General features: G+C 24.6%; 21 protein-coding genes. 10 read left to right on the forward strand and 11 right to left on the reverse strand.

What is annotated here, in order from left to right; translation table 11 throughout:
- Positions 1 to 57 precede the first annotated feature (57 nt).
- The 4 genes from era to lepA all read right to left on the reverse strand — a co-directional run bounded on the left by era (position 58) and on the right by lepA (position 4,490).
- Complete coding sequence (gene era / locus XW81_RS01215; RefSeq protein WP_195182288.1) at positions 58 to 954, reverse strand: GTPase Era; 897 nt, start codon at positions 952 to 954, stop codon at positions 58 to 60.
- Positions 951 to 1,631: a ribonuclease III gene (gene rnc / locus XW81_RS01220; protein WP_075474128.1), complete on the reverse strand. Its 681-nt coding sequence runs from the start codon at positions 1,629 to 1,631 to the stop codon at positions 951 to 953. Before rnc ends, era begins: the two co-directional genes overlap by 4 nt.
- Positions 1,632 to 1,725: 94 nt before the next feature.
- Complete coding sequence (lepB, locus tag XW81_RS01225; protein ID WP_228860892.1) at positions 1,726 to 2,610, reverse strand: signal peptidase I; 885 nt, start codon at positions 2,608 to 2,610, stop codon at positions 1,726 to 1,728.
- Positions 2,611 to 2,693: 83 nt separating this feature from the next.
- On the reverse strand, positions 2,694 to 4,490 hold the full coding sequence (gene lepA / locus XW81_RS01230) for a translation elongation factor 4 (RefSeq protein WP_075474429.1): 1,797 nt from the start codon (positions 4,488 to 4,490) through the stop codon (positions 2,694 to 2,696).
- A gap of 298 nt (positions 4,491 to 4,788) precedes the next feature.
- Between lepA and mnmA the strand changes: the two genes are divergently transcribed.
- The 9 genes from mnmA to lipA all read left to right on the forward strand — a co-directional run bounded on the left by mnmA (position 4,789) and on the right by lipA (position 14,567).
- Complete coding sequence (gene mnmA, locus XW81_RS01235; protein ID WP_075474129.1) at positions 4,789 to 5,898, forward strand: tRNA 2-thiouridine(34) synthase MnmA; 1,110 nt, start codon at positions 4,789 to 4,791, stop codon at positions 5,896 to 5,898.
- Between the two features lie 38 nt (positions 5,899 to 5,936).
- Positions 5,937 to 6,578 carry a high frequency lysogenization protein HflD gene (gene hflD, locus XW81_RS01240; RefSeq protein WP_075474131.1) on the forward strand — a complete coding sequence of 214 codons (642 nt, stop codon included), beginning with the start codon at positions 5,937 to 5,939 and terminating at the stop codon, positions 6,576 to 6,578.
- 45 nt (positions 6,579 to 6,623) lie between these two features.
- A complete protein-coding gene (gene purB, locus XW81_RS01245) occupies positions 6,624 to 8,012 on the forward strand; it encodes an adenylosuccinate lyase (protein WP_075474133.1) in 1,389 nt (462 codons plus the stop codon).
- Between the two features lie 253 nt (positions 8,013 to 8,265).
- The gene (locus tag XW81_RS01250) at positions 8,266 to 8,739 is read left to right on the forward strand and encodes a transglycosylase SLT domain-containing protein (protein ID WP_075474135.1); all 474 of its coding nucleotides are present in this window, start codon (positions 8,266 to 8,268) and stop codon (positions 8,737 to 8,739) included.
- Between the two features lie 120 nt (positions 8,740 to 8,859).
- Positions 8,860 to 9,633 carry an enoyl-ACP reductase FabI gene (locus XW81_RS01255; RefSeq protein WP_075474137.1) on the forward strand — a complete coding sequence of 258 codons (774 nt, stop codon included), beginning with the start codon at positions 8,860 to 8,862 and terminating at the stop codon, positions 9,631 to 9,633.
- A 239-nt stretch (positions 9,634 to 9,872) separates the two neighbouring features.
- The gene (locus XW81_RS01260; protein WP_075474139.1) at positions 9,873 to 11,816 is read left to right on the forward strand and encodes an exoribonuclease II; all 1,944 of its coding nucleotides are present in this window, start codon (positions 9,873 to 9,875) and stop codon (positions 11,814 to 11,816) included.
- Between the two features lie 246 nt (positions 11,817 to 12,062).
- Positions 12,063 to 12,710 (forward strand): YchE family NAAT transporter, encoded by a 648-nt coding sequence (locus XW81_RS01265; protein WP_075474141.1) that lies wholly within the window; start codon positions 12,063 to 12,065, stop codon positions 12,708 to 12,710.
- A gap of 128 nt (positions 12,711 to 12,838) precedes the next feature.
- On the forward strand, positions 12,839 to 13,477 hold the full coding sequence (gene lipB, locus XW81_RS01270) for a lipoyl(octanoyl) transferase LipB (RefSeq protein ID WP_075474143.1): 639 nt from the start codon (positions 12,839 to 12,841) through the stop codon (positions 13,475 to 13,477).
- 115 nt (positions 13,478 to 13,592) lie between these two features.
- Positions 13,593 to 14,567, forward strand: coding sequence for a lipoyl synthase (lipA, locus tag XW81_RS01275; RefSeq protein ID WP_075474145.1), 975 nt, complete (start codon positions 13,593 to 13,595; stop codon positions 14,565 to 14,567).
- Here the strand turns inward: lipA and pyrF are convergent.
- Positions 14,559 to 15,281, reverse strand: a complete 723-nt coding sequence (gene pyrF, locus XW81_RS01280) for an orotidine-5'-phosphate decarboxylase (protein WP_075474148.1) — start codon at positions 15,279 to 15,281, stop codon at positions 14,559 to 14,561. The two genes, lipA and pyrF, sit on opposite strands and share 9 nt — an antisense overlap.
- A gap of 477 nt (positions 15,282 to 15,758) precedes the next feature.
- Between pyrF and ribA the strand changes: the two genes are divergently transcribed.
- A complete protein-coding gene (ribA, locus tag XW81_RS01285) occupies positions 15,759 to 16,349 on the forward strand; it encodes a GTP cyclohydrolase II (protein ID WP_075474150.1) in 591 nt (196 codons plus the stop codon).
- Between the two features lie 612 nt (positions 16,350 to 16,961).
- Here ribA and cls read toward each other — a convergent pair.
- The 6 genes from cls to trpB all read right to left on the reverse strand — a co-directional run bounded on the left by cls (position 16,962) and on the right by trpB (position 22,609).
- Positions 16,962 to 18,422, reverse strand: coding sequence for a cardiolipin synthase (gene cls, locus XW81_RS01290; RefSeq protein ID WP_075474152.1), 1,461 nt, complete (start codon positions 18,420 to 18,422; stop codon positions 16,962 to 16,964).
- A gap of 301 nt (positions 18,423 to 18,723) precedes the next feature.
- The gene (yciA, locus tag XW81_RS01295; RefSeq protein ID WP_075474154.1) at positions 18,724 to 19,131 is read right to left on the reverse strand and encodes an acyl-CoA thioester hydrolase YciA; all 408 of its coding nucleotides are present in this window, start codon (positions 19,129 to 19,131) and stop codon (positions 18,724 to 18,726) included.
- Positions 19,132 to 19,161: 30 nt separating this feature from the next.
- The gene (locus XW81_RS01300; RefSeq protein WP_075474156.1) at positions 19,162 to 19,695 is read right to left on the reverse strand and encodes a septation protein A; all 534 of its coding nucleotides are present in this window, start codon (positions 19,693 to 19,695) and stop codon (positions 19,162 to 19,164) included.
- A gap of 22 nt (positions 19,696 to 19,717) precedes the next feature.
- Positions 19,718 to 20,473, reverse strand: coding sequence for a YciC family protein (locus tag XW81_RS01305; RefSeq protein WP_075474158.1), 756 nt, complete (start codon positions 20,471 to 20,473; stop codon positions 19,718 to 19,720).
- A gap of 134 nt (positions 20,474 to 20,607) precedes the next feature.
- Positions 20,608 to 21,417: a tryptophan synthase subunit alpha gene (gene trpA / locus XW81_RS01310; RefSeq protein ID WP_075474160.1), complete on the reverse strand. Its 810-nt coding sequence runs from the start codon at positions 21,415 to 21,417 to the stop codon at positions 20,608 to 20,610.
- Positions 21,418 to 21,430: 13 nt separating this feature from the next.
- Positions 21,431 to 22,609 carry a tryptophan synthase subunit beta gene (trpB, locus tag XW81_RS01315; protein ID WP_075474162.1) on the reverse strand — a complete coding sequence of 393 codons (1,179 nt, stop codon included), beginning with the start codon at positions 22,607 to 22,609 and terminating at the stop codon, positions 21,431 to 21,433.
- Positions 22,610 to 22,631: the final 22 nt, after the last annotated feature.

The following is a 22,631-nucleotide window of genomic DNA, read 5'->3' on the forward strand; positions in this document are numbered from 1 at the left end:
AAAATTTTATTGGCAATATTTTTAATAAGTGTTAAAAATTTCTTATATTTCAATAATTTATTTTTGTAAAAACTTTTTTTGATGAACATTATAAACTTGATATTTTTTGTTATCTTTTTTAACAAATAATGAAAGGTATACTTTATGTTTGAAGTATTTTTCTAACTCTTGTCTAGCAAGAGTTCCACAAAATTTTATTTTAGTTCCTTTTTTTCCAACAATTATTTGCTTATGTTGATTATTTTTTACAACAATCAATGCTTTTATGACGTACATTTTTTTTTCTTTGAAACATATACTTTCAACAATTATTCTTATTGAGTAGGAAACTTCTTCTCCTAAATAAAATATAAACTTCTCTCTAATAATTTCCTGAACTTTAAAATACAAATTATAACTGGTTTTTTGCGTAGTTGGAAAACGTATTTTAGATATAGGAAGTAATGCTTGAACTAGTTTTGATAGTAAATGAATATTTTCTCCTGTTTTTCCAGAAATTGGCACAATTTCTTCAAATAACTTTTTTTTTCTCAAAGACTCTATATATGGTAATAAATTATTTTTTTGTAGTATTTTATCGTTTTTATTAATTACTGCTATTACTGGAATAGTATTATGTTTTACAAGATTTAATATTAAATTATCTTCTGATGTCCATGTTATTCCATCTAATACAAATAATATTAATGTTGCATTATTACATAATTTGTTAATATAGCATTTTTCGATTACATTATTAACATTAAAATGTTTATATGATATTCCAGGCGTATCGATGTAAATTGCTTGAAATAATCCATCGTTTTGAATTCCAATAATGTCGCATTGAGTTGTATGTGGTCGTTTAGAAACGATAGATACTTTAGTTTTTACTAGACTATTAATTATTGTTGATTTTCCTGCATTAGGTTTTCCAACGATAACAATTGTTCCACAATAATATTTTTGTTTCACTCTAATCCTAGTTTTGTTAATGCGTTTTGCGCTGCTTCTTGTTCTGCTTTTCTTCGGCTAGATCCAATTCCAATTAGTTTCTCATTTACTCCACTAATTTCGCAATAAATAGTAAATAATTGGTTATGTGCTTCTCCATAAACTTGTTCTACTAGATATGAAGGTAGAGGCAAATGTTTTGATTGTAAATATTCTTGTAATCTAGTCTTAGGATCTTTTTGAGTATCTCCAGGACTAATTTTTTCTAATCTTTTTTTATACCATTTTAAGATTAATTTTTCTACTGTTTTTAAATTACTATCTAAAAATATACTACCAATAAGTGCTTCTATCGTATTTGCTAATATTGATTCTCTTCTGAATCCACCACTTTTAAGTTCTCCTTGCCCTAATTGTAAATAATTACCTAAATTGAATTCAGATGCTATTTTAGCTAAAGTGTTTCCTTTAACTAAAGTTGCTCTCATTCTGCTCATATCTCCTTCATTAACGTTAGGAAAAAAATGATATAGAGCATTAGCTATAACAAAACTTAGAATAGAATCTCCTAAAAACTCAAGTCTTTCGTTATGCTTACTATTTGCACTTCTATGAGTTAATGCTTGAATTAACAAATCTTTTTTAGTAAAAATATATCCTAGAGTTTTTTGTAATTTGCTCACTACATTATGGTTCATATCATTGCCAATTGTACTAATTTGGTAATTATATATTAAATTAGTTTTTTATATGAATTTTATCGTAATAAACATTAAAATATTTTAATCCATTTTAATATATACTTCCAATGCGATTTATTCGTATTCCGATTGGCCAACCATTTTCTATTTTTTTGAGACTCATCCATATAGTAGTTGCTTTTCCTATTAGATTATTTTCTGGAACAAAACCCCAATATCGACTGTCCAAACTATTATCTCGGTTATCGCCTATTACAAAATACATATTTTTTGGAACAATCCAGGTTCCTCTTTTTTGACTTTTTTGTTGAAAATACATTGATTTTTGATCTACTATATTATTAGAAAATAGTATTTTATATGCTAATTTGTCTAATTGTTCTGTACATATATTTAAACGGAAAATTATACTCCTTAATATTTTTTTATTTTTAGGGCTTTTCTTACTCTGTGAAAAGTATATAGTTTTTTTAAATATTTGAAAAAAATTGCTTGGCTGTATATTTATATGGGGAATTATAAATTTTTGTTTACAATTTTTGAATTTAGTGCTTTTAAATTTTACGATAAAATTTTTAGAAAATGTATTATAAGTAATTTCGTCGCCAGGTAGTCCTATAACTCTTTTAATATAATTTAAACTTGTATTTTTTGGATATTTAAAAACTACTACATCACCGCGTTCAGGATGACTAATATTGATTAATATATTATTAGTAATCGGATTTCTAATTCCATAAGAAAATTTTTTGACTAATATATAATCTCCTACTAACAATGTAGGCATCATAGATTCAGACGGAATTTTAAATGGTTCAAACAAAAAAGATCGAATTAAAAAAATTATAAAAAATATAGGAAAAAGAGAAGCTAAAAATTGTATACAATTTTGAAAAATCGTAGTTTCAAATTTATTAGAAAAGTTGATTTTCATTTTTTTTTTAGCATGTTTTCTCTTTTTATTATAATCCAACACACTCCAGTAATTAGTATCGAAATTAATAAAAGTATAATCAATTGATTGCTATTCATTAACATTTCCTTTTTTATAAATGATTATTAAGACGAATTGGATTTTTTTAAAATAGATAAAAATACTTCTTTTGGTATATTTATATTTCCAATTTTTTTCATTTTCTTTTTTCCAAGTTTTTGTTTTTTTAATAATTTTTTTTTCCTAGTTACATCTCCTCCGTAACATTTTGCTAATACATTTTTTCTCAACTGCTTAATAGTGGATTTTGCAACTATTTTTTTTTCTATAATTGCTTGAATGACAATGTCAAATTGATGCCTTGGAATTAACTTTTTCATTTTTTCTATTATTATGCGTGCTTGAATCATTACTTGTGTTTTATGAATTATTAATGATAAAGAATCAATTTTTTTATAGTTTATCAATATATCTAATAATTTCATATTAGAAGTTTTATATGACTCAAAGTTGTACTCTAATGAAGCATATCCACTAGATTGAGATTTTAACTGATCGAAAAAATTTAATATAATTTCTGACATTGGAATGCTATAATGTAACATGATTTGATTGCCATAATATGTTACATCGGTTTGCACTCCTCTTTTTTCCGAACATAATGATAATATATTTCCTAAATATTTTTTAGGTAGTAAAATTTTGCATTTAGCTATCGGTTCTTGAATTTCTTTAATTAAATTTGCCGTCGGAAATTGAGATGGGGTATCAAGAAATAAAATATCATTATTAGTTTTTATAATTTTATATACAACGGTAGGTTGCGTTGATATTATCTCAATATTATATTCGCGTTCTAACCTAGCTTGTATAATTTCCATATGCAATATTCCTAAAAACCCACATCTAAAACCAAAACCTAATGACATAGAAGATTCAGGTTCATAAAACAAAGATGAATCATTTAAACTTAATTTTTCTAATGCGTTTCTAAAAATGTCAAATTGATTTGTATTAATAGTGAACAAACCTGCATAAATGTTTGGTTTAATTTTTTTAAATCCAGGCAGTGCATACTCTGAAACGCTATTTACTGATGCTAAGGTATCACCAACGGGTGCACCAATTATATTTCTAATTCCACAAATGATCCAGCCTATTTCACCACATTTTAAACTGTTTTTATATACTCTTTTTGGAGTAAATATTCCTATTTTTTCTACATAATATGTTTTATTTGTACTCATTACTTTTATTTTAGACTTTTCTTTAAGAATTCCATTCTTTACGCAAATCAGAGATACTACTCCTAAATAATTATCAAACCAAGAATCAATTATTAGTGCTTGAAAATCATTATTTATGTTTCCATTTGGAGCAGAAATATCACGTATAATTTGTTCTAATACATTTTTAATACCCTTTCCTGTCTTAGCTGAACAATGTATTGAATTTTTTACAGAAATTCCTACAAGTTTCTCTATGTCTTTTTCTACTTTTTTAGGATTAGAATTAGGTAAATCTATTTTGTTTAAAACAGGTATAATTGTTAGATTCATATCTAAAGCTTTATGACAATTAGATACAGTTTGTGCTTCTACTCCTTGTACTGAATCTACAATTAGTAGAGCACCTTCACAAGCAGATAAAGAACGTGATACTTCATATGAAAAATCTACATGTCCTGGAGTATCGATAAAATTTAGTTGGTATTCTTTATTTTTATTTGAAATATAATTAATTGTAACGCTTTGTGCTTTAATAGTAATGCCTCTTTCTTTTTCTAAATCCATAGAATCTAAAACTTGCGAACTCATTTCTCTTTCTGATAATCCTCCGCAAAGTTGAATGAACCTATCAGAAATAGTTGATTTTCCATGGTCAATATGAGCAATAATACAAAAATTTCTTATTCTTTTCATTGAATTTAAAATTACCATTTATATAATCAAATTATTCTCGTAATTTAATCGGTTTTATATCAAACATTATTAATATAACTTTATAATTTTTTTTTATATATATTTTTACATAAATTGTGTTTATTATGTTAAAAATATAAATATGTATTTAAAGTTTATATAATTTAATAATTAAATTAGTTTTCAATAACTATATTTTACTATTAATAATGTTGTTAAGAAATTTCATTCTAATTCATATAACAAACTAACCTGTAAGCATTTTACAAAATGTTTTTACTTTTAGAAAGAAAATTATATGTTAAAATTTAAAAAAAAAGTTGTGTTAGCTATGTCTGGAGGCGTAGATTCATCTGTATCTGCATGGATTTTAAAAAATAAAAATTATCATGTAGAGGGATTATTTATGAAAAATTGGGAGGAAAATGATAACAATACTTATTGTTCTTCGAAAAAAGATTTAGAAGATGCTGAATGTGTTTGTGATCAGTTAGGCATCCATTTAAATAAAGTTAATTTTTCTTTTGAATATTGGGAATACGTATTTAAAAAATTTTTAAAAGAATATAAATTAGGAAAAACACCTAACCCTGATGTATTATGTAACAAAGAAATAAAATTTAAAGCATTTTATGAGTTTGCTATTAATAATCTCGGTGCTGATTTTATTGCTACTGGACATTATGTTCGAAGAAAAGATTTTAAAAAATTGTCATTTTTATTGCGAGGTGTTGATTTTAAAAAAGATCAAAGTTATTTTTTATATACTATTAATAAGCATATTCTTAAAAAGTGTTTGTTCCCATTAGGAAAAATGACGAAAGATGTTGTAAGAAAAATAGCAAAACGTTTAAATTTAGTTGTTTTTAACAAAAAAGATTCTACTGGAATTTGCTTTATAAATCCCAAAAATTTTAATAATTTTTTGAATACATATATTCCGCAAAAAAAAGGAAACATTATTACTACTTCCGGTAAAATAATAGGATTACATAAAGGACTGGCATATTATACTTTAGGCCAAAGGAAAGGATTAGGTATAGGAGGAATGGACGGTGTTAAAAATATTCCGTGGTATGTCATAGAAAAAGATATTATTTGTAATTCTTTAATTGTTGCTCAAGGAGTTAATAATCATTATTTAATGTCTATAGGATTAATAGCGTATCGTTTACATTGGATAAATGAAATAGAGATAAATGATTGTTATTTATGTTCAGTGAAAGTAAGATATTGTCAAAAAGACGTTGAATGTAAAATATCTATATATAAAGAAAAAATGGTAAAAGTATTATTTAAATATCCAATTTCATCAATAACTCCTGGACAATCTGTAGTTTTTTACTTATCAGAGTTATGTTTAGGAGGGGGTATAATTAAATCACGGTTACCCATACTAACATTGTAAATGCATTATAGTATTATAAGTATTAGGAAAATATAATTGTGATTAAAAATTTTTATTCAATTATGTTGTCTCTGTCTGGAATATGTCAATCAGTTTTTTTTGTGCATCAATTATCTCAAACAGGAACTTGTAATGAAGATGGGTTAAAAGTAAGTGTTAATAGTATATTAAAAATTAATCCAGAAACTACATTATCTGTATATGGAAATTCAGAAAAAAATTTAAAATCAGGAGTAGAAACGTTATTATCTTTATTAAAATATTCTAATAATTATAATATATCACACGTAATGTTACGTTATATATTTCACATCATTATTTTAGAAAAAAAGTTAAAAAAAAACGTTTTTTACCGAAAAATATTATTTAAAAAGATTTCTATGCTAATAGAAAGAAATGTAAATTTTTCATATTCTCATGATACATTAGTTGATTTACTATCAGTAATATATTTAGATGTTATTAGTAAATTAGGATCACGTATTCAAATTTTTGGATCACAAAAAATATTAAAAAATATATCAGTTCAAAATAAAATTCGTTGTACATTACTTGCAGGAATTCGTTCGGCAGTCTTATGGAGACAAGTTGGTGGTAATTTTTTTCAACTTATTTTTTGTAGAAATCAAATATATAATCAGGCTAATAATGTATTTAAAAAGTTTTTTTTTGACCATTAATGATAGGTTTAAGATTTTATTATATTTTAAGGAAACAAATAAATAATGATGCTATCATCTCTTACTGCTATTTCACCGATAGATGGTCGTTATGGCAATCGTACTGTTAAATTACGAGATATTTTTAGTGAATACGCATTTTTAAAATTTCGTGTAAAAGTTGAATTACTTTGGTTAAAAAAGTTATTAACATTAAAAGAAATAAATGTATTTATAAAAGAAAATGAGAGTATTAATTGTCGAATCGATGAAATTATGAACAATTTTAATGAACATGATGCTCAAAATATAAAAAAATTAGAGAAGACAATTAATCATGATGTAAAGTCAATAGAATATTTTTTAAAAGACAAATTGTTTAAGATGTTAGGTGCACATCGAGTTGTGAACTTTGTACATTGCTTTTGCACTTCAGAAGATATAAATAACTTAGCATATTCTTTAATGTTAAAAGCTGCTAAAGACAAATTTATTATTCCTATTTGGGAAAATATTATTAAAGAACTCAAAAAAATTATATCTAATTATTATAATTTTCCTATTTTATCTCGAACCCATGGTCAACCAGCTACTCCATCGACAATAGGAAAAGAAATGGTTAATTTTTCTTATAGAATAGAACGTCAATTGATACAATTTAAAAATATAAATTTATTAGGGAAAATTAATGGCTCTACTGGTAATTATAACGCGCATTTTTCAGCATATCCTAATATTAACTGGCATAAAATTAGTCAAGATTTTGTTTTATCTCTTGGATTAGAATGGAATCCTTATACTACTCAAATTGAACCTCATGATTATATTTCTGAGTTTTTTAGTTGTATAGCGAGAGTTAATACTATTTTAATTAATTTTAATCAAGATATGTGGGGATACATTTCGTTAAACTATTTTGTTCAAAAGAATAACGTTAATGAAATTGGTTCTTCTATTATGCCACATAAAATAAATCCTATAAATTTTGAAAATTCTGAAGGGAATCTTGGGCTTGCAAATGCTATAATAAGTTATTTTACACGAAAATTACCTATTTCGCGTTGGCAAAGAGACTTAAGTGATTCTACAGTATTAAGAAATATGGGTTCAGTTATAGCTTATTCGATGATAGCATATGATTCTATGATATCAGGAATTCAGAAATTAAAAGTTAATGAAGTACAACTTTTAGAAGATTTAGACAAGCATTGGGAAATATTAGCAGAACCAATTCACACTGTAATGTGTAAATATGGGATAAGAGATGCTTATGATAAATTAAAGTTATTAACTAGAGGAAAAAAAATTAATTCAGCTATAATTCATAGTTACATTAACAGTTTGACAATTCCAGAGGAAGAAAAAATACAGCTAATTCAATTAACTCCTATGAGTTATTTGGGTTTATCAACAAAATTAGCTAAAAATTTTAAAAATTATAAACATAATGAGTAATATTGTAAATTTATGTAAACAAAATTTGTATATTTTAAATAGTAATATAATTTTAAAATAAATATAGTTTAATTAAATTAAATTTTAAAAAATTAACATTTATGTATAAATATCAATTATTAATTAAAAAAACAACTATAATAATGCATATTATTTTTTTTATAACATTGAGTTTTGGATTTAGTAACTTAAAAAAAAACATGAAATTAATAATAAAAAGTTAACTTATAATCATGTTTGTTCAATTAAAATTATGCGAACTTGGTCTAAAATTGTTCAAAAAATTTCAAAAAAATATAATGTTGATCAAAGATTAATAAAATCTATTATTTGTGTTGAATCATCAGGAAATCAAAGAGCTGTAAGTCGTTCCAAAGCAATTGGATTAATGCAAGTAAAACCATTCGGTGCTGGTAAAGAAGTGTATCAATTTCAAGGTAAAATTGGTCAACCATCTATTAGCGATTTGTATGATCCTAAAATTAATATTGATATAGGAACAGCTTACATTTATGTTTTACAACATCAGTATTTAGCAGGATTGCATAATAAAGAAATATTACAATATGCGACGATTGTATCATATGTAAATGGTTCAAGCGCACTTTTAAAAACTTTATCTAATGATAGAAATCAGGCAATTAAAAAACTAAATAAAATGAAAAAAATAGGTTTTTTTAATCACATAAAAAAAAACATCCAGCATTACAAGCATGGAAATATTTAAAAAAAATCATAATGATTTATTATTTAATGCAGTAATATTATGCTTTAGAAATTTTTAATATTATTATTTTAAATTTTTATTATATTCGATTAGTTTTGAAGTGTTTTATAGGATTATTTTATGGGTTTTATGAAAGGAAAAAAAATTTTAATTACAGGAATAGCAAATCGATGTTCTCTTGCTTTCGGTATAGCTAGAGCGATGCGAGCACAAAGTGCTACTCTAGCGTTAACATATCATCTTGACAAGATGAGAGAAAAAGTGCTTTCTTTAGCGAAAGAATTAGGAATTAGTATTGTTTTTCCATGTGATGTATCTAGTGATGAAAGTATTAGAATGTTATTTTTTAAAATATCTAAAAGATGGAAAAAATTCGATGGATTTGTTCATTCTATAGCGTATTCTCCAAAACATCAAATGTCTGGAGATTATATTAATAATATAACTAGAAAAGATTTTTTACATGTTCATGATATTAGTTCTTATAGTTTTGTAGGCATGGCTAAAGAATGTAGATCTATGTTAAAAAAAAATTCAGCTCTTTTGACATTAAGTTATATAGGTTCTCAAGAAGTAGTGCCTAACTATAATGTTATGGGTGTTGCAAAAGCTTCATTAGAGTCAAATATAAGATATATGGCAAGTAGTATGGGAAATGATAGTATTCGAGTTAACGCAATATCATCTGCTCCAATTAGAACTTTATCTTCATATGGAATTAAAAATTTTAAAAATATATTAAATTTCAGTAATTCTATATCTCTTTGCAATAATTCAGTTACTGTTCAAGACATTGGAAACACTGCAGCATTTTTATGTTCTAATTTATCTAAAGGTATTACTGGACAAATAATTTATGTTGACGGTGGATTTAATATTTCTGCTATGAAATAAATTGTACAATTAATAAACGTATAATTTTTGTATGATATATTATTATACGTATTATATCAAAATAAATTTTTTGTTTTAAAAAAAGCATAATAAAGAAAAAATTATAAATTAATTTTTTACATTCAATTAACTATTATCGTTTTAATACCTATATTGAATAAAAATTGCAAATCTAGTTTATATATTACGTTACAATTAATATTTTCATTTCATTTTATGTATATATAGGTTGTATCATTATGTTTCATAATCATCCATTACTTTCAAAATTAAAAAAAAAACTACACTCTAAAATTCCTAGAATTGAAGGAACAATTAAAAGTACTAGAAAAGGATTTGGATTTTTAGAAATAAATTCACATACTAGCTATTTTGTACCTCCTCAAGAAATGAAATTAGTAATGCATGGAGATCGTGTTATAGCACAATTAAAAATTGAAAATAACAGAGAAGTTGTTTATCCAGAAAAATTAATAGAACCATTTTTGTCTAATTTCATTGGTAAAATTCAAATAATTCAAGAAAATTTTTACGTAAAACCTGATTATCCATATTATAAAGAGCTAATTTCATGTACAGTTTCCTGTATACTTCCAAAAGATGTTAAAACTGGAGATTGGGTTTTAGCTGTATTAACAAATCATAAATTAAGAGGTAATTTTAAATTTTGTGCTAAATTAATTAAATTTATAGCAAAATCTAATGATCCGTTAGTTCCATGGTTAGCAACTCTTGAGAAGCACCAATTAGAAATTTCAGAACCTAATTCAAAAGTACAGAACATTGTTTTTAATAATGATTTTCCAAGAACAGATTGTACTAATTTAAATTTTATTACTATTGACCATCATTCTACTAAAGATATTGATGATGCATTATTTATTGAAAGAGATTTGTCTGGAAATTTTGTTTTAACTGTTGCTATTTCCGATCCTACTTCATATGTAGATTTAGGAAGTAAATTAGACAAGATAGCATTAAATAGAGCATTTACTCATTACTTACCTGGTTTTAATGTTCCAATGCTTCCCCGTATTTTATCTGAAAACAAATGCTCACTAAAAATTAATAAACGTCGTCCTGCTATTGCTTGTAAAATTTTTTTTAATTGTGATGGCACAATATTGCATCAGAAAACTAACTTTTTTTTAACATGGGTAATGTCTAAATCTCAATTATCGTATAAATCTGTTTCGGATTGGCTAGAAAACAAAGGAGAATGGTTTCCAGAATCCGATTTAGTTGCAAATCAATTACTGCTGTTGAACGAGTTATGTCATGTTAGAATTCAATGGAGAAAAAAACATGCGTTATTGTTCAACGAGCGTCCAGAATATGTCTTCAAATTATCAAATTCTTTTGAAATATTAGATATATGTTCTGAATCTAAAAGAATAGCTAATAAAATTGTTGAAGAATCAATGATAGCAGCCAATTTTTGTGCAGCAAAATTTTTGTCAGATAAATTAGGATTTGGAATATATAATATACATTCTGGATTCGATTTTATTAATGCAAAACGTATTGTTAAATTGTTATCCAAATATAATATTTCATTTGACGTTAATGAAATTATGACACTAAACGGATTTTGTAAATTAAAACGTTTATTAGACAGTGTTCCTAATGAATATCTTAGAAATCGCATTCAAAGATTTTTGTCTTTTGGAGGAATTGATAACGTACCTGGACCTCATTTTGCTTTAGGATTTCCATTTTATGCTACTTGGACTTCGCCAATTAGAAAATATGGAGATATGATTAATCATCGCCTTTTAAAAGTTATTATTACAGGAGAAGGAGAAGCACTTATACCTAACAATAAAGTTTTGATGAAAATAAATAATAGAAGACGTTGTATGAAAATGGCAGAACGAGATGTTGAAAATTGGTTATATGTAATTTTCTTAAAATCAAAAAATCATAGCAATAAAGTTTTTAGTGCTAAAATTATTGACATATGTCGTTCTGGAATAAAAGTAAAACTTTTGGAAAATGGAGCTAATGTTTTTTTACCTTCTACATTATTGCACTCTGATAAGAGTGAAATTTTATGTAATAGAGAAAAAGGAATTGTATATATTATGGGAAAAGAATATTATGTTATTTCTAGTATTATTAAAGTTACATTAATAGATATAAAATTAGATGCAAGAAGTATCATAGGTAAGCCTGTTATTTAATGTAAACTCTTCTTAAAATTTTAGTAATAGCGAGAATTCCTATTTTTACAAATATGTTTTAAATACAATATGTTTTAAAACGTTTTTAGAAAATTTAATATTATATTGTGACATTTAATTAAAGACATTGAAATATATTTAAATATTTTGACGTGTTACTATAATTTTGCATTTAATATTACGTATTTTATCTATTCTTACATTTATTGATATTATATCTATTACATGATAATTTTGAGGTGAAATATGAATAGTTTCATTTTTGATATGTCTACATATGTAAGTTTTTTTTTCAGTTTGTTTGCTTTAATTAATCCTATTGGAATGATTCCTATTTTTATGAGCATGACTAATTCTCAATCTGAGATTGAAAGAAACCAAACAAATTTTACTACAAATATAGCAGTAACTTTTATTTTATTTTTTTCATTGCTGTTTGGAAGTGTTGTTTTAGATTTATTCAATATTTCTCTGAGTTCTTTTAGAATTGCTGGAGGTATGTTAATTATTTCTCTTGCGTTTGCTATGGTAAATGGAAAATTAATATCAAATATAAAGAAAGATATAAATAAAAATAGAAACAAAAATGTAACTGGAAACATTGCTGTTGTTCCGTTAGCCATGCCTTTAATAGCAGGTCCTGGTGCTATTAGTTCTACTATAATTTGGAGTACTCATTATTCTAGTTGGGTTAATATATTAGGATGTACAATTACAATTATTATTTTTTCATGTTTTTGTTGGTGTTTATTCAAAATTTCACCTTTAATTGTAGAAATCATTGGAGAAAATGGAATTAATGTGATGACACGAATCATGGGTTTGTTACTAATGGCAATAGGTGTTGAACTTATAATATTAGGGTTAAAATCTATTTTTTTGGGTTATATTTAAATCATGTCACATTACTTTTTCAACTATTTTGTAAACTATTTTATATGTAAAATTGTTTTAAATTATAAATTAATATTTGTATAACGAATACATAGTTTTTAAATTATTTTTTAGGATACTTAAATTTTTTGAAAGTTAACATTAAAATTCGTAATTTTGGATTAAGACAATTTAAAATTATATCTCATTATATGCAACATTTTACTAGCATACGAAATGAATGTATGTTAGACGAAATATGGCTAGTTCAGCATTACCCTGTTTATACTTTTGGAGTTAATGAAAGAAAATATAGTTGGAAAGTTCCTAAAAATATTCCGATTATATTTAGTGATAGAGGTGGAAAAACAACATATCATGGCCCAGGACAAATAATAGTATATTTTTTGTTAGATTTAATACGTCTTAAGATAAGTATTAGTACACTCATTTATTTAATACAAGAAACAATATTATCTACTTTAAAGTATTTTTCTATTACAGCATACGTATTGAAAGAGTTTCCTGGAATATATGTTGATAATAAAAAAATATGCTCTTTTGGATTAAGAATCAAAAAAGGTTGTTCTTTTTATGGGACGTCGTTAAATGTTGATATGGATTTATCTCCTTTTAGTTATATTAATCCTTGTGGCAACAATATTAATGTGACTCAAGTAATTGATATCAAACCTAATTTGAATTTTAGACTAATTCAGTTAGTATTAATTAATAATATTAAAAAATATTTTTCAATGTTTTATATTCAGACATTACATAAAATTTAAAATATCAATTTTTAATCAGTGACATGTTTAAAAAAATTTTTAATACAAAAAAATAATATAATTTCTTAATCTAAAACATTTATTTATAAAAAAAGTTTGAAAGAAGATTAAATATATGTATGAAAATAAAGAAGATTTTTTAAATAAAACAAATTTAAAAAAGTCATATAATAAAAAAATATTAATAAAAGTTTTACCAAATTTTTCTGAAAAAATTTTAAAAAAACCAGATTGGATTAAAGTTAAATATCCTTCTAACGCATGCGAAATACGACATACAAAACTTTCATTAAGAAGCAATAGACTCAGTACTGTTTGCGAACAAGCACTATGTCCAAATTTATTTGAGTGCTTTAATCAAGGTACAGCTACATTTATGATTCTTGGTACAATCTGTACTAGAAGGTGCCCATTTTGTGCAGTAAATCACGGAAGACCAAGAGATATTAATCTGAAAGAACCAAAACAATTGTTAAAAGCTGCTATAGATTTAAATATAAATCATATTGTTATTACTTCTGTAGTTCGAGACGATTTAGAAGATAGAGGAGCACAACATTTTTTAAATTGTATTCGAGAGATTCGTAAAAAGAAAAGTATTGTTATTGAGATTTTAGTTCCGGATTTTAGAGGTGCATTAAATCGTGCAGTTCAAACAATTAGTTTATCTCCACCAGATATATTTAATCATAATTTAGAAAATGTGCCAAGATTATATAAGTCAGTTAGACCTGGTGCAAATTATAAAAAATCATTGAAATTATTAGAACTATTTAAAATAAAAAATCCAAGTATTCCAACAAAATCTGGACTAATGTTAGGATTAGGAGAGACAAATAGTGAAATAATACAAGTAATGAAAGATTTATTCAATAGTGGCGTTAATATACTAACATTAGGACAATATTTACAACCTAGCAAAAATCATATTCCTGTACAGAGATATGTTCATCCTGTAGAATTTTCTAAACTAAAAAAAAAGGCGTTATCAATAGGGTTCACAAAAGCTTTTTGTGGTCCATTTGTTCGTTCATCTTATCATGCAGAATTACAATATAACACGGTTAGTTCAGAAATTTTTCTAAAATGAATTTAATTCTCTTTGGATTTTTTCTAATTCTTTAATAGGACTTTTTAAAGATGTGATTGCTCTTCCAATAACAATATAGTTGATTTTATACTCTTTTGCAAGGTTAGGAGTAATAATGTTTTTTTGATCATCATTAAGTTTGCTTTCTAATCGAATACCGGGAGTTAAAATTTTTAAATTTTTTCCTAAGTGTTTTTTAATTTTTAAAACGAATTTTCCAGGACAAATAATACCATCTAAACTACATGTTTGTGCTAATTTTGATAATTTTAATATATAATTACTAATTGACATATTTATTCCTATATCAGCAGTATCAGAAATATCAAGACTCGTTAGAGTTGTTACACCCATTAACAATGTTTTATTATTGCAACTATGATAATTTAATGCTAATTTAGCTGATTTTAACATTTCTAAGCCACCACAAATATGAACACTGATCATCCACACGTTTAATTCAGATATAGATTGTATCGCTTTAAATACAGTATTAGGAATATCATGAAATTTTAAATCTAAGAAAATATTAAATCCTAATTTTTGCAATTTTTTTATAAAAATTTTTCCAAATTCATAAAACATTATTATTCCTATTTTTAACGCGTAGACGTTTGGATCGATATTATTAATTAATTTCATAGCTTTTTTTTTATTGGAATAATCTAAAGCAATAATAATCTTAGGATTTTTTTTTGAAATTTTTGTAATCATATCGTTAACCTCTTACAAAATTTACATTTTAAAAATTTTGATAATTAAAATTTCTTATATTGTAATTATTAATCTTAAAAACATTTAATGATTTTAAAATAGAAATATGACATTATGAATATTATTACTATTTTAAAAATCTTTATATTTCTCAAAAATAGAAAAATTACATGTAATATTCTTTATTTTTATAAAAAATTGTAATTTTTTATAAGGTTTCATAATATTATAACGTATTTTATTAGTTTTACAGATATATTAAATTATGACTATGATTAAAATTTAAAAAAAGTATTATGTTTATTAAGCTCAATATGTTAAATGTTAATAGTTTTAAACATAAAAAGTAAATTTTTTAGAAATTATAAGTCGCAATATGTGTTTACATTTTTAAACTTTATAATTGTAATTAATGTTATTTGTAATATGAAAAAATAAGTAAACAAAGAATTATAGAATAATAAAAACGGAGAACATATGCAACTCAAAAGGATAGCAGAAACTAAATTACCTACTTTATTCGGTGAATTTTCAATGATTGTTTTTGAAGAAAAAAAAGGAGGAAAAAATCATATTGCTTTAGTTTATGGAAATATAAAAAATCGTAATCCGGTTTTGTCAAGAATTCACTCTGAATGCCTTTCTGGTGACGCATTTTTCAGTTTGCGTTGTGATTGTGGTTTTCAATTGCAATCAGCATTAATGAAAATTGTAAAAGCTGGAAGTGGTATTTTAATATATCATCGTCAAGAAGGTAGAAATATTGGATTATCCAATAAAGTTCGAGCTTATGCATTGCAAGACTTAGGTTTAGATACTGTTGAAGCAAATCATTATTTAGGATTTTCTGAAGATGAAAGAGATTTTACATTTTGTGCTGATATATTTAAACTACTAGATATAAAAAAAATACGACTATTAACTAATAATCCTTTAAAAGTAAAGGTATTAAACAGAAATGGCATTAAAATTATAGAAAGAATATCGTTAATTGTAGGAAAGAACATTAATAATTCTAAATATTTAAATGCTAAAGAAAAAAAAATGGGACATATTTTCTCAGTTTAAATTTAAATTATCATTAAGAATTTAATAATTGGAATATAAATTAAATATTATTGTAAAAAATTTAAAGTTTGTATTCTATTTTTTTAAGATAGCATTTTATTTTCAAAATTTCAAAATATAAAGTTAGTTAACAAAAAATACTATGAATAATGAATAATTACGATTACTTGTAGGCATTTATATGCACATCAGTTATTTTAAATGCCTACATAACAATCAAAATATTAGCGATACAGAATTTATTATTTTAGTATTTTCATATTTTTAAAATATATGTGTCATATTATATTATAATTATTAGATTTGTTTTTATATTTCAATTATCTCAAAATTAAGAGGAATTTTTTAATTTCAATGTATATGTTTGTTCGTTGAACGCGAAATAAAGTATTTTCTATAAAAAATTGCTATTTATAATAATAAAAAAAATTTTAAACTATATAAATAATTTTTTAAAATTCGAATTTGTACAATTTTAATGTTTTTATTTTAATAATCATAATATATAAAACTTTTTTTAATAATAAGCTAACATTTTTACATAATATGTAAATTATACTTTAGCATAATTTCAAAGTCTTTTTAAATAAAAGTATTTTCATTAGTATAATTTTACAGTATAGGACTTAAAAAATAGAAAATTTTTTCTAAAATTTTTTTCCAAAATGATCTAATAGCCCAAATTTTTGGATCTACCAATGTAGAATTAGATATATATTCGTTTTGTAGTACAAACAAATTTTTTCCAAATTTACTATCATCTACCACTAATGTTATTTCAAAATTTAACCATAAACTTCTCATATCTAAATTTGCTGTACCAATTAAACTTAATTGCATATCTATCAGTACACTTTTACTATGCAATAATCCTTTTTTAAATTGGTAAATTTTTACACCAGATTCTAATAGTTCGCTAAAAAAAACACGACTAGCCCATTTTACTAATATAGAATTGTTGCTTTTTGGAATTATTAAAATAACTTCTATCCCTCTTTGAGCAGCAGAACAAATTGCATATAATAAATCATCACTTGGTACTAAATAAGGAGTAGTCATTATTATTTTTTTGCGTGCTGAATAAATAGAAGTTAGCAATACCTGATGAATAATATTTTTAGTAAATCCAGGACCAGAAGCAATGATTTGTATAGCAGAATGATTACGTTTAGGAAAGTTATAATTCTTACATTCAAATTTTTTTGGAAATATTTTTTTTCCTGTTTCTATTTCCCAATCACAAGAATATACCATTCCCATGGTAGTTGCAACTGGACCTTCTATACGAATCATTAGGTCTATCCATTTTCCTATTTTCAATTGCTTTTTAAAAATATTTGGATCTACTAAGTTCATACTTCCTACATATGTAATGTAATTATCTATGAGAACAAATTTTCTATGTTGTCTAAGATCAATTCTTCTACAAAAAATTTTATACAAATTTAATTTTAATGCTTCAACTATTTGTATTCCTGAATTTTTCATAATATAAACCCATTTACTTCGGAAAAATTCTATACTTCCTGCAGAATCTAACATAACTCTGCATTTTATTCCTTTTTTAGAAGATTTTATTAAAGCTCTTGCTACATCATCTGCTAATCCACCGGGTTTCCAAATATAAAATACAATTTCTATATTATTTTTTGCCAAATAAATATCTTTTATTAAATCTTTTATGATATCTTCTGTATTTTTTAATAATTTTAATTTATTATATTTAATTCCCGATATTCCTTGCCTATGCTTACATAACTGAAATACTGAAGTAGCAACTTCGCTATTTTTATTTTCAAAAATGCAATTATGCGATTTTAAATTTTTTAACCATGTATTTTTATTTGACCACATAGAATTTGCTAATTTTAACCGTCTTTTCCCAAGATAAAATTCTTTTAAGAAAAACCAAACTATTATTCCTATTATAGGGAATACATAAATTATTAATAACCATGCCATTGCTGATGGTATTTCTCGACGTTTAGAAAATATACGCAATGTTATAGTAATAATTAATAACCAATATCCTAAGAAAGTTAATAAAGTTGTTATAGGGTAAAAATGAATCATCTTAAAAAAATCCAATAAGAATTTTAATATTCAAAAACTAAAGGAGAATTAAGTATTTGATAATTTTCTATTTTTTAGAATGTTTGTTAAATAAAAGTTCTGATAATAAAAATTTCTATTAACTTTAAAAACTATCAAATATTAATGATAACAATTTAGATACAAGAATATATAATTTGACATGTAATACAAACATTTATAAACGTTTTGTTATGTTTGGAAAGTATTGTAATACTTTGATATCTATTATTTAATTATAAAAATTAAAACATTTATTTACGAAATTAGTAGTTATAACGTTTTAAATGATACTTAATGGTAACAAATTTCTTGGTTTTCCTGATGCATCTACAGCAACGTAGACAAAAACTGCTTCTGTAGTACAATATCGTAATCCAAGCGGTTCAGAAGCTACTTTTTTTACCCAAACTTCAACTCTTATAGTTATTGAACTATTACCTATTTTTATACAACGAGCATAACAACTAACAACGTCTCCAACAGTAACTGATTTTAGAAATGTCATACCATTAACACTTACTGTAACTACTTTACCTCCTGCAATTTCTTTAGCTAAAATAGCTCCACCCATATCCATTTGAGACATAATCCATCCTCCAAAGATATCTCCATTAGCATTAGTATCTGCTGGCATAGCTAAAGTACGAAGAACTATCTTCCCTTTTGGCAATTTATGTTTCTTATTCATAGATAAATTTTCTCTAAGTAATATAATCAGCTATTTTTTTTTGGATATTGAATAATTTATATAAATACAATTAATAAATATAAATAATAAAGTGATCAAAGTTAACCCAAATACTTTAAAAGTTATCCACGTATTTTCTGATAAATAAAACATAACATACAAATTAGCACTAGCACATGCTAAAAAGAAAATAGTCCAAGCAACATTAATTTTACTCCAAGTCGAATTAGATAATGTTACTTTTTTTTCTAACAATTTTTGAATTAATAATTTTTTACTAAAAAAATGATTAATTAATAAAAAACCAGATAGACATAAATATATTATTGTAACTTTCCATTTAATATAATTACCATTATGAAATAGTAATGTTAAAGATCCAAAAAATAATGATGAAACACAATTAATATAATCACTTTTATCGATTTTATGAAATATAATTTTAATTAATATGCATGATATAACTGTTGAAATCATTAATGCGGTTGATGCAATAAAAATATCATAAAACTTATATATTATAAAAAAAATAAACATTGGCAAAAAATTTAAAAAATATTTCATAAATATTTAACCTGTTTTTGTATTAGTTAAGGTTTCTTGATGAAGAGAATAACATATAAAATCGAAACAGATATATAATTAATGCAGCAGAAATAAAGTTAATCATTACGTTCAATAAAAATAATGCAAAAGATTCTGAAACTATTTTTATATTTAAAAACAACATTAAAACAACTAATTTAAATAATATCCAAAGCATAATAGCTGGAAAAATTGTTTTAAAATTCTGAAAAGTTATTTTAAAACTGGAAAAAATAGATTGAATTATAGTTTTATTATCACATACTAATATAATTGGAGATAAAGAAAAGAATACAAAAGCTATTATTCCAGGTACGACTAAAAATACAAATCCTAATTGAACAACTGTTGTTATAATGAACATTAATATAAAAATATTTATAAATAAGTATGGAATATTTTTTTTAAACTCTAAAGAAAGAATTTGATTTTTAAAGGAAAGTGATTTAATGAAAATTTCTAAGATTCCTATTAAAACAGTAGTTCCGACTAAAGATGAAAACAATTTCATCATGGAATAAAATAATAATTTTTTTTGTTGACTGAGTGTTAACGTTTTAATAAAGTCAAAAATCGAATAATATTGATGCATTTTAGATTCATAAAATATTTTTAAAATATCTGAATTTGTATTCAAAATATTGTCTAAAGTAACAGTTATACTAGAAGCAAAAAGTACGATAATACACACTATTATTTTTTTTTTTCTTAAAAAATTAATAGTATCATGGTATAACGAATTTGCTGTAATATGCATGAGTTCTCCTTGAAAAATATATTTTAACGTAAAATATAGAACGTTATTATATAATCAATATTATATGAAATATTATTATAAATAGTCGTAAAAAGTTTTATTTTTAATTTGCATCAACAATATATTTTAAAACATTAAAAAATTATTGTGGATTGTTTCAAAGATCGTGATAAACGTTTAATGTTTTTTAACATTTTTTTTTCATTTTGAAAATGGTTTTCAATTAATTTAATAATAACTGATCCGCAAATAACACCAGATATTCCTGATAATATAATTTTTTGTATTTGTTTTGAATTAGAAATTCCGAAACCTTGTATTAAAAGTTTTTCAGTTATCTTTTTTAAATTTTTAATTAAATTTAATGAGGGCACAATGATTTTTTTATCTGTTCCGGTAACTCCAGACCTAGATAACAAATAAATATATCCTGTACTATAAAGTGAAATTTTTTTGATAACATTTTTTTTAGCATCATGCGGACATATAAAAACAGATGATATATTGTTAGCAATAGCACATTTTCGAAAATCATTTGATTCTTCAACGGGAAGATCTGCTATTAATACTGAATCGATTCCAACATTGAAACATTTTAAATAAAAATTATTAATTCCAAATTTAAATATTAAATTTGCATATAATAATAATCCTATTGGAATAGTATTATATTTTTTTCTTATTTTTTGTAACATTTCAAAGCATAAATAAATATTCATTTTAGAACTAAAAGCTCTCAAATGAGCTTTTTGTATAGTTTTTCCATCCGATAAAGGATCGGAAAATGGAAAACCTAATTCTAATCCATCTGCTCCATTTTCAATAAGAACATCAATAATTTTTAATGACATCTCGATAGATGGATCTCCGAGAATTATGAAAGGAATAAAACAACCTTTCTTAAAAGGAACAAGTTTTTTTTGCAATGTTTGATAACGATTCATTGTAAGTATTACCTTATTTGTTCAAAAATTTTTCAACAGTTTTTAAATCTTTATCACCCCTTCCTGAAATATTTACAATTAAAGTTTGATTTTTATTGGGATAATTATTCATTAACTTTATTGCATAAGCCAAAGCATGAGAAGATTCTAATGCTGGAATAATTCCTTCTAGTTTACTCAAATGTTGAAATGCATGCACTGCTTCGCTATCAGTGATAGATACATATGTAACACGTTTGATACTATCTAACCAAGCGTGTTCTGGACCTACTGCCGGAAAATCTAATCCTGCAGAAATAGACCACGACTCTTTGATTTGACCTTCATGTGTTTGCATAACTTTTGATTTCATTCCAAAGAAAATACCCGTTTCGCCGCATATTAAAGAAGCTCCGTGTTTCTCAGTGTGAATTCCTATGCCACCTGGTTCTACACCAATAAGATTAACAGATGTATCTTCAATAAATGAAGAAAATATTCCAATGGCATTAGATCCTCCGCCAACGCATGCTATAACAGAATTTGGTAAACAATGCTCTTTTTCAAAAATTTGCTGTTTTGTTTCTTTTCCAATAACACTTTGAAACTGTTTGACTATTGTTGGATATGGATGTGGTCCAGCAGCAGTTCCAAGCATGTAATGTGCATTGATATAATTTTCTGACCAATCTCGTAAAGCTTCATTACAAGCATCTTTTAAAGTGCCATTGCCAGATTTTACTGGTATTACTTGAGCTCCCATAAGTTTCATTCGAAAAACATTTTGTTTTTGTCTTTCAATGTCTTTTATTCCCATATAAATACGACATTTAAGATTTAATAAAGCGCACGATAGAGCAGCTGCGACGCCATGTTGACCAGCTCCTGTTTCTGCAATAATTTCCTTTTTTTTCATTTGTTTAGCTAATAAAGCTTGTCCTAACACTTGATTTGTTTTGTGTGCTCCTCCATGAAGTAAATCTTCACGTTTAAGATAAATACGTGTATTAGTGCCTTTTGTTAAGTTTCGACATAGAGTTAGTGGTGTGGGTCTACCTGCATAATTTTTTAAAAGATTAGCTAATTTTTTTTTAAATTGAAGATTTTTTAACGAAAGAACAAATTCGCTTTCTAATTGATATAATGCTGGCATTAAAATTTGTGGTACATACATTCCACCAAAACTTCCAAAATATGAGTTTAATAAAGTCATTATAAAATATAATCTCCATTAT

Source organism: Buchnera aphidicola (Schlechtendalia chinensis), from assembly GCF_001648115.1.
GTDB lineage: Bacteria > Pseudomonadota > Gammaproteobacteria > Enterobacterales > Enterobacteriaceae > Buchnera_B > Buchnera_B aphidicola_N.

What these genes read in the sequence shown, in the direction of transcription:
- rnc (WP_075474128.1), bottom strand. Translation starts at nt 1,631, where the DNA reads ATGAACCATAATGTAGTGAGCAAATTACAAAAAACTCTAGGATATATT.
- lepA (WP_075474429.1), bottom strand. Translation starts at nt 4,490, where the DNA reads ATGAAAAGAATAAGAAATTTTTGTATTATTGCTCATATTGACCATGGA.
- mnmA (WP_075474129.1), top strand. Translation starts at nt 4,789, where the DNA reads ATGTTAAAATTTAAAAAAAAAGTTGTGTTAGCTATGTCTGGAGGCGTA.
- purB (WP_075474133.1), top strand. Translation starts at nt 6,624, where the DNA reads ATGATGCTATCATCTCTTACTGCTATTTCACCGATAGATGGTCGTTAT.
- XW81_RS01250 (WP_075474135.1), top strand. Translation starts at nt 8,266, where the DNA reads ATGCGAACTTGGTCTAAAATTGTTCAAAAAATTTCAAAAAAATATAAT.
- XW81_RS01255 (WP_075474137.1), top strand. Translation starts at nt 8,860, where the DNA reads ATGGGTTTTATGAAAGGAAAAAAAATTTTAATTACAGGAATAGCAAAT.
- XW81_RS01260 (WP_075474139.1), top strand. Translation starts at nt 9,873, where the DNA reads ATGTTTCATAATCATCCATTACTTTCAAAATTAAAAAAAAAACTACAC.
- XW81_RS01265 (WP_075474141.1), top strand. Translation starts at nt 12,063, where the DNA reads ATGAATAGTTTCATTTTTGATATGTCTACATATGTAAGTTTTTTTTTC.
- lipA (WP_075474145.1), top strand. Translation starts at nt 13,593, where the DNA reads ATGTATGAAAATAAAGAAGATTTTTTAAATAAAACAAATTTAAAAAAG.
- pyrF (WP_075474148.1), bottom strand. Translation starts at nt 15,281, where the DNA reads ATGATTACAAAAATTTCAAAAAAAAATCCTAAGATTATTATTGCTTTA.
- ribA (WP_075474150.1), top strand. Translation starts at nt 15,759, where the DNA reads ATGCAACTCAAAAGGATAGCAGAAACTAAATTACCTACTTTATTCGGT.
- cls (WP_075474152.1), bottom strand. Translation starts at nt 18,422, where the DNA reads ATGATTCATTTTTACCCTATAACAACTTTATTAACTTTCTTAGGATAT.
- yciA (WP_075474154.1), bottom strand. Translation starts at nt 19,131, where the DNA reads ATGAATAAGAAACATAAATTGCCAAAAGGGAAGATAGTTCTTCGTACT.
- XW81_RS01300 (WP_075474156.1), bottom strand. Translation starts at nt 19,695, where the DNA reads ATGAAATATTTTTTAAATTTTTTGCCAATGTTTATTTTTTTTATAATA.
- XW81_RS01305 (WP_075474158.1), bottom strand. Translation starts at nt 20,473, where the DNA reads ATGCATATTACAGCAAATTCGTTATACCATGATACTATTAATTTTTTA.
- trpA (WP_075474160.1), bottom strand. Translation starts at nt 21,417, where the DNA reads ATGAATCGTTATCAAACATTGCAAAAAAAACTTGTTCCTTTTAAGAAA.
- trpB (WP_075474162.1), bottom strand. Translation starts at nt 22,609, where the DNA reads ATGACTTTATTAAACTCATATTTTGGAAGTTTTGGTGGAATGTATGTA.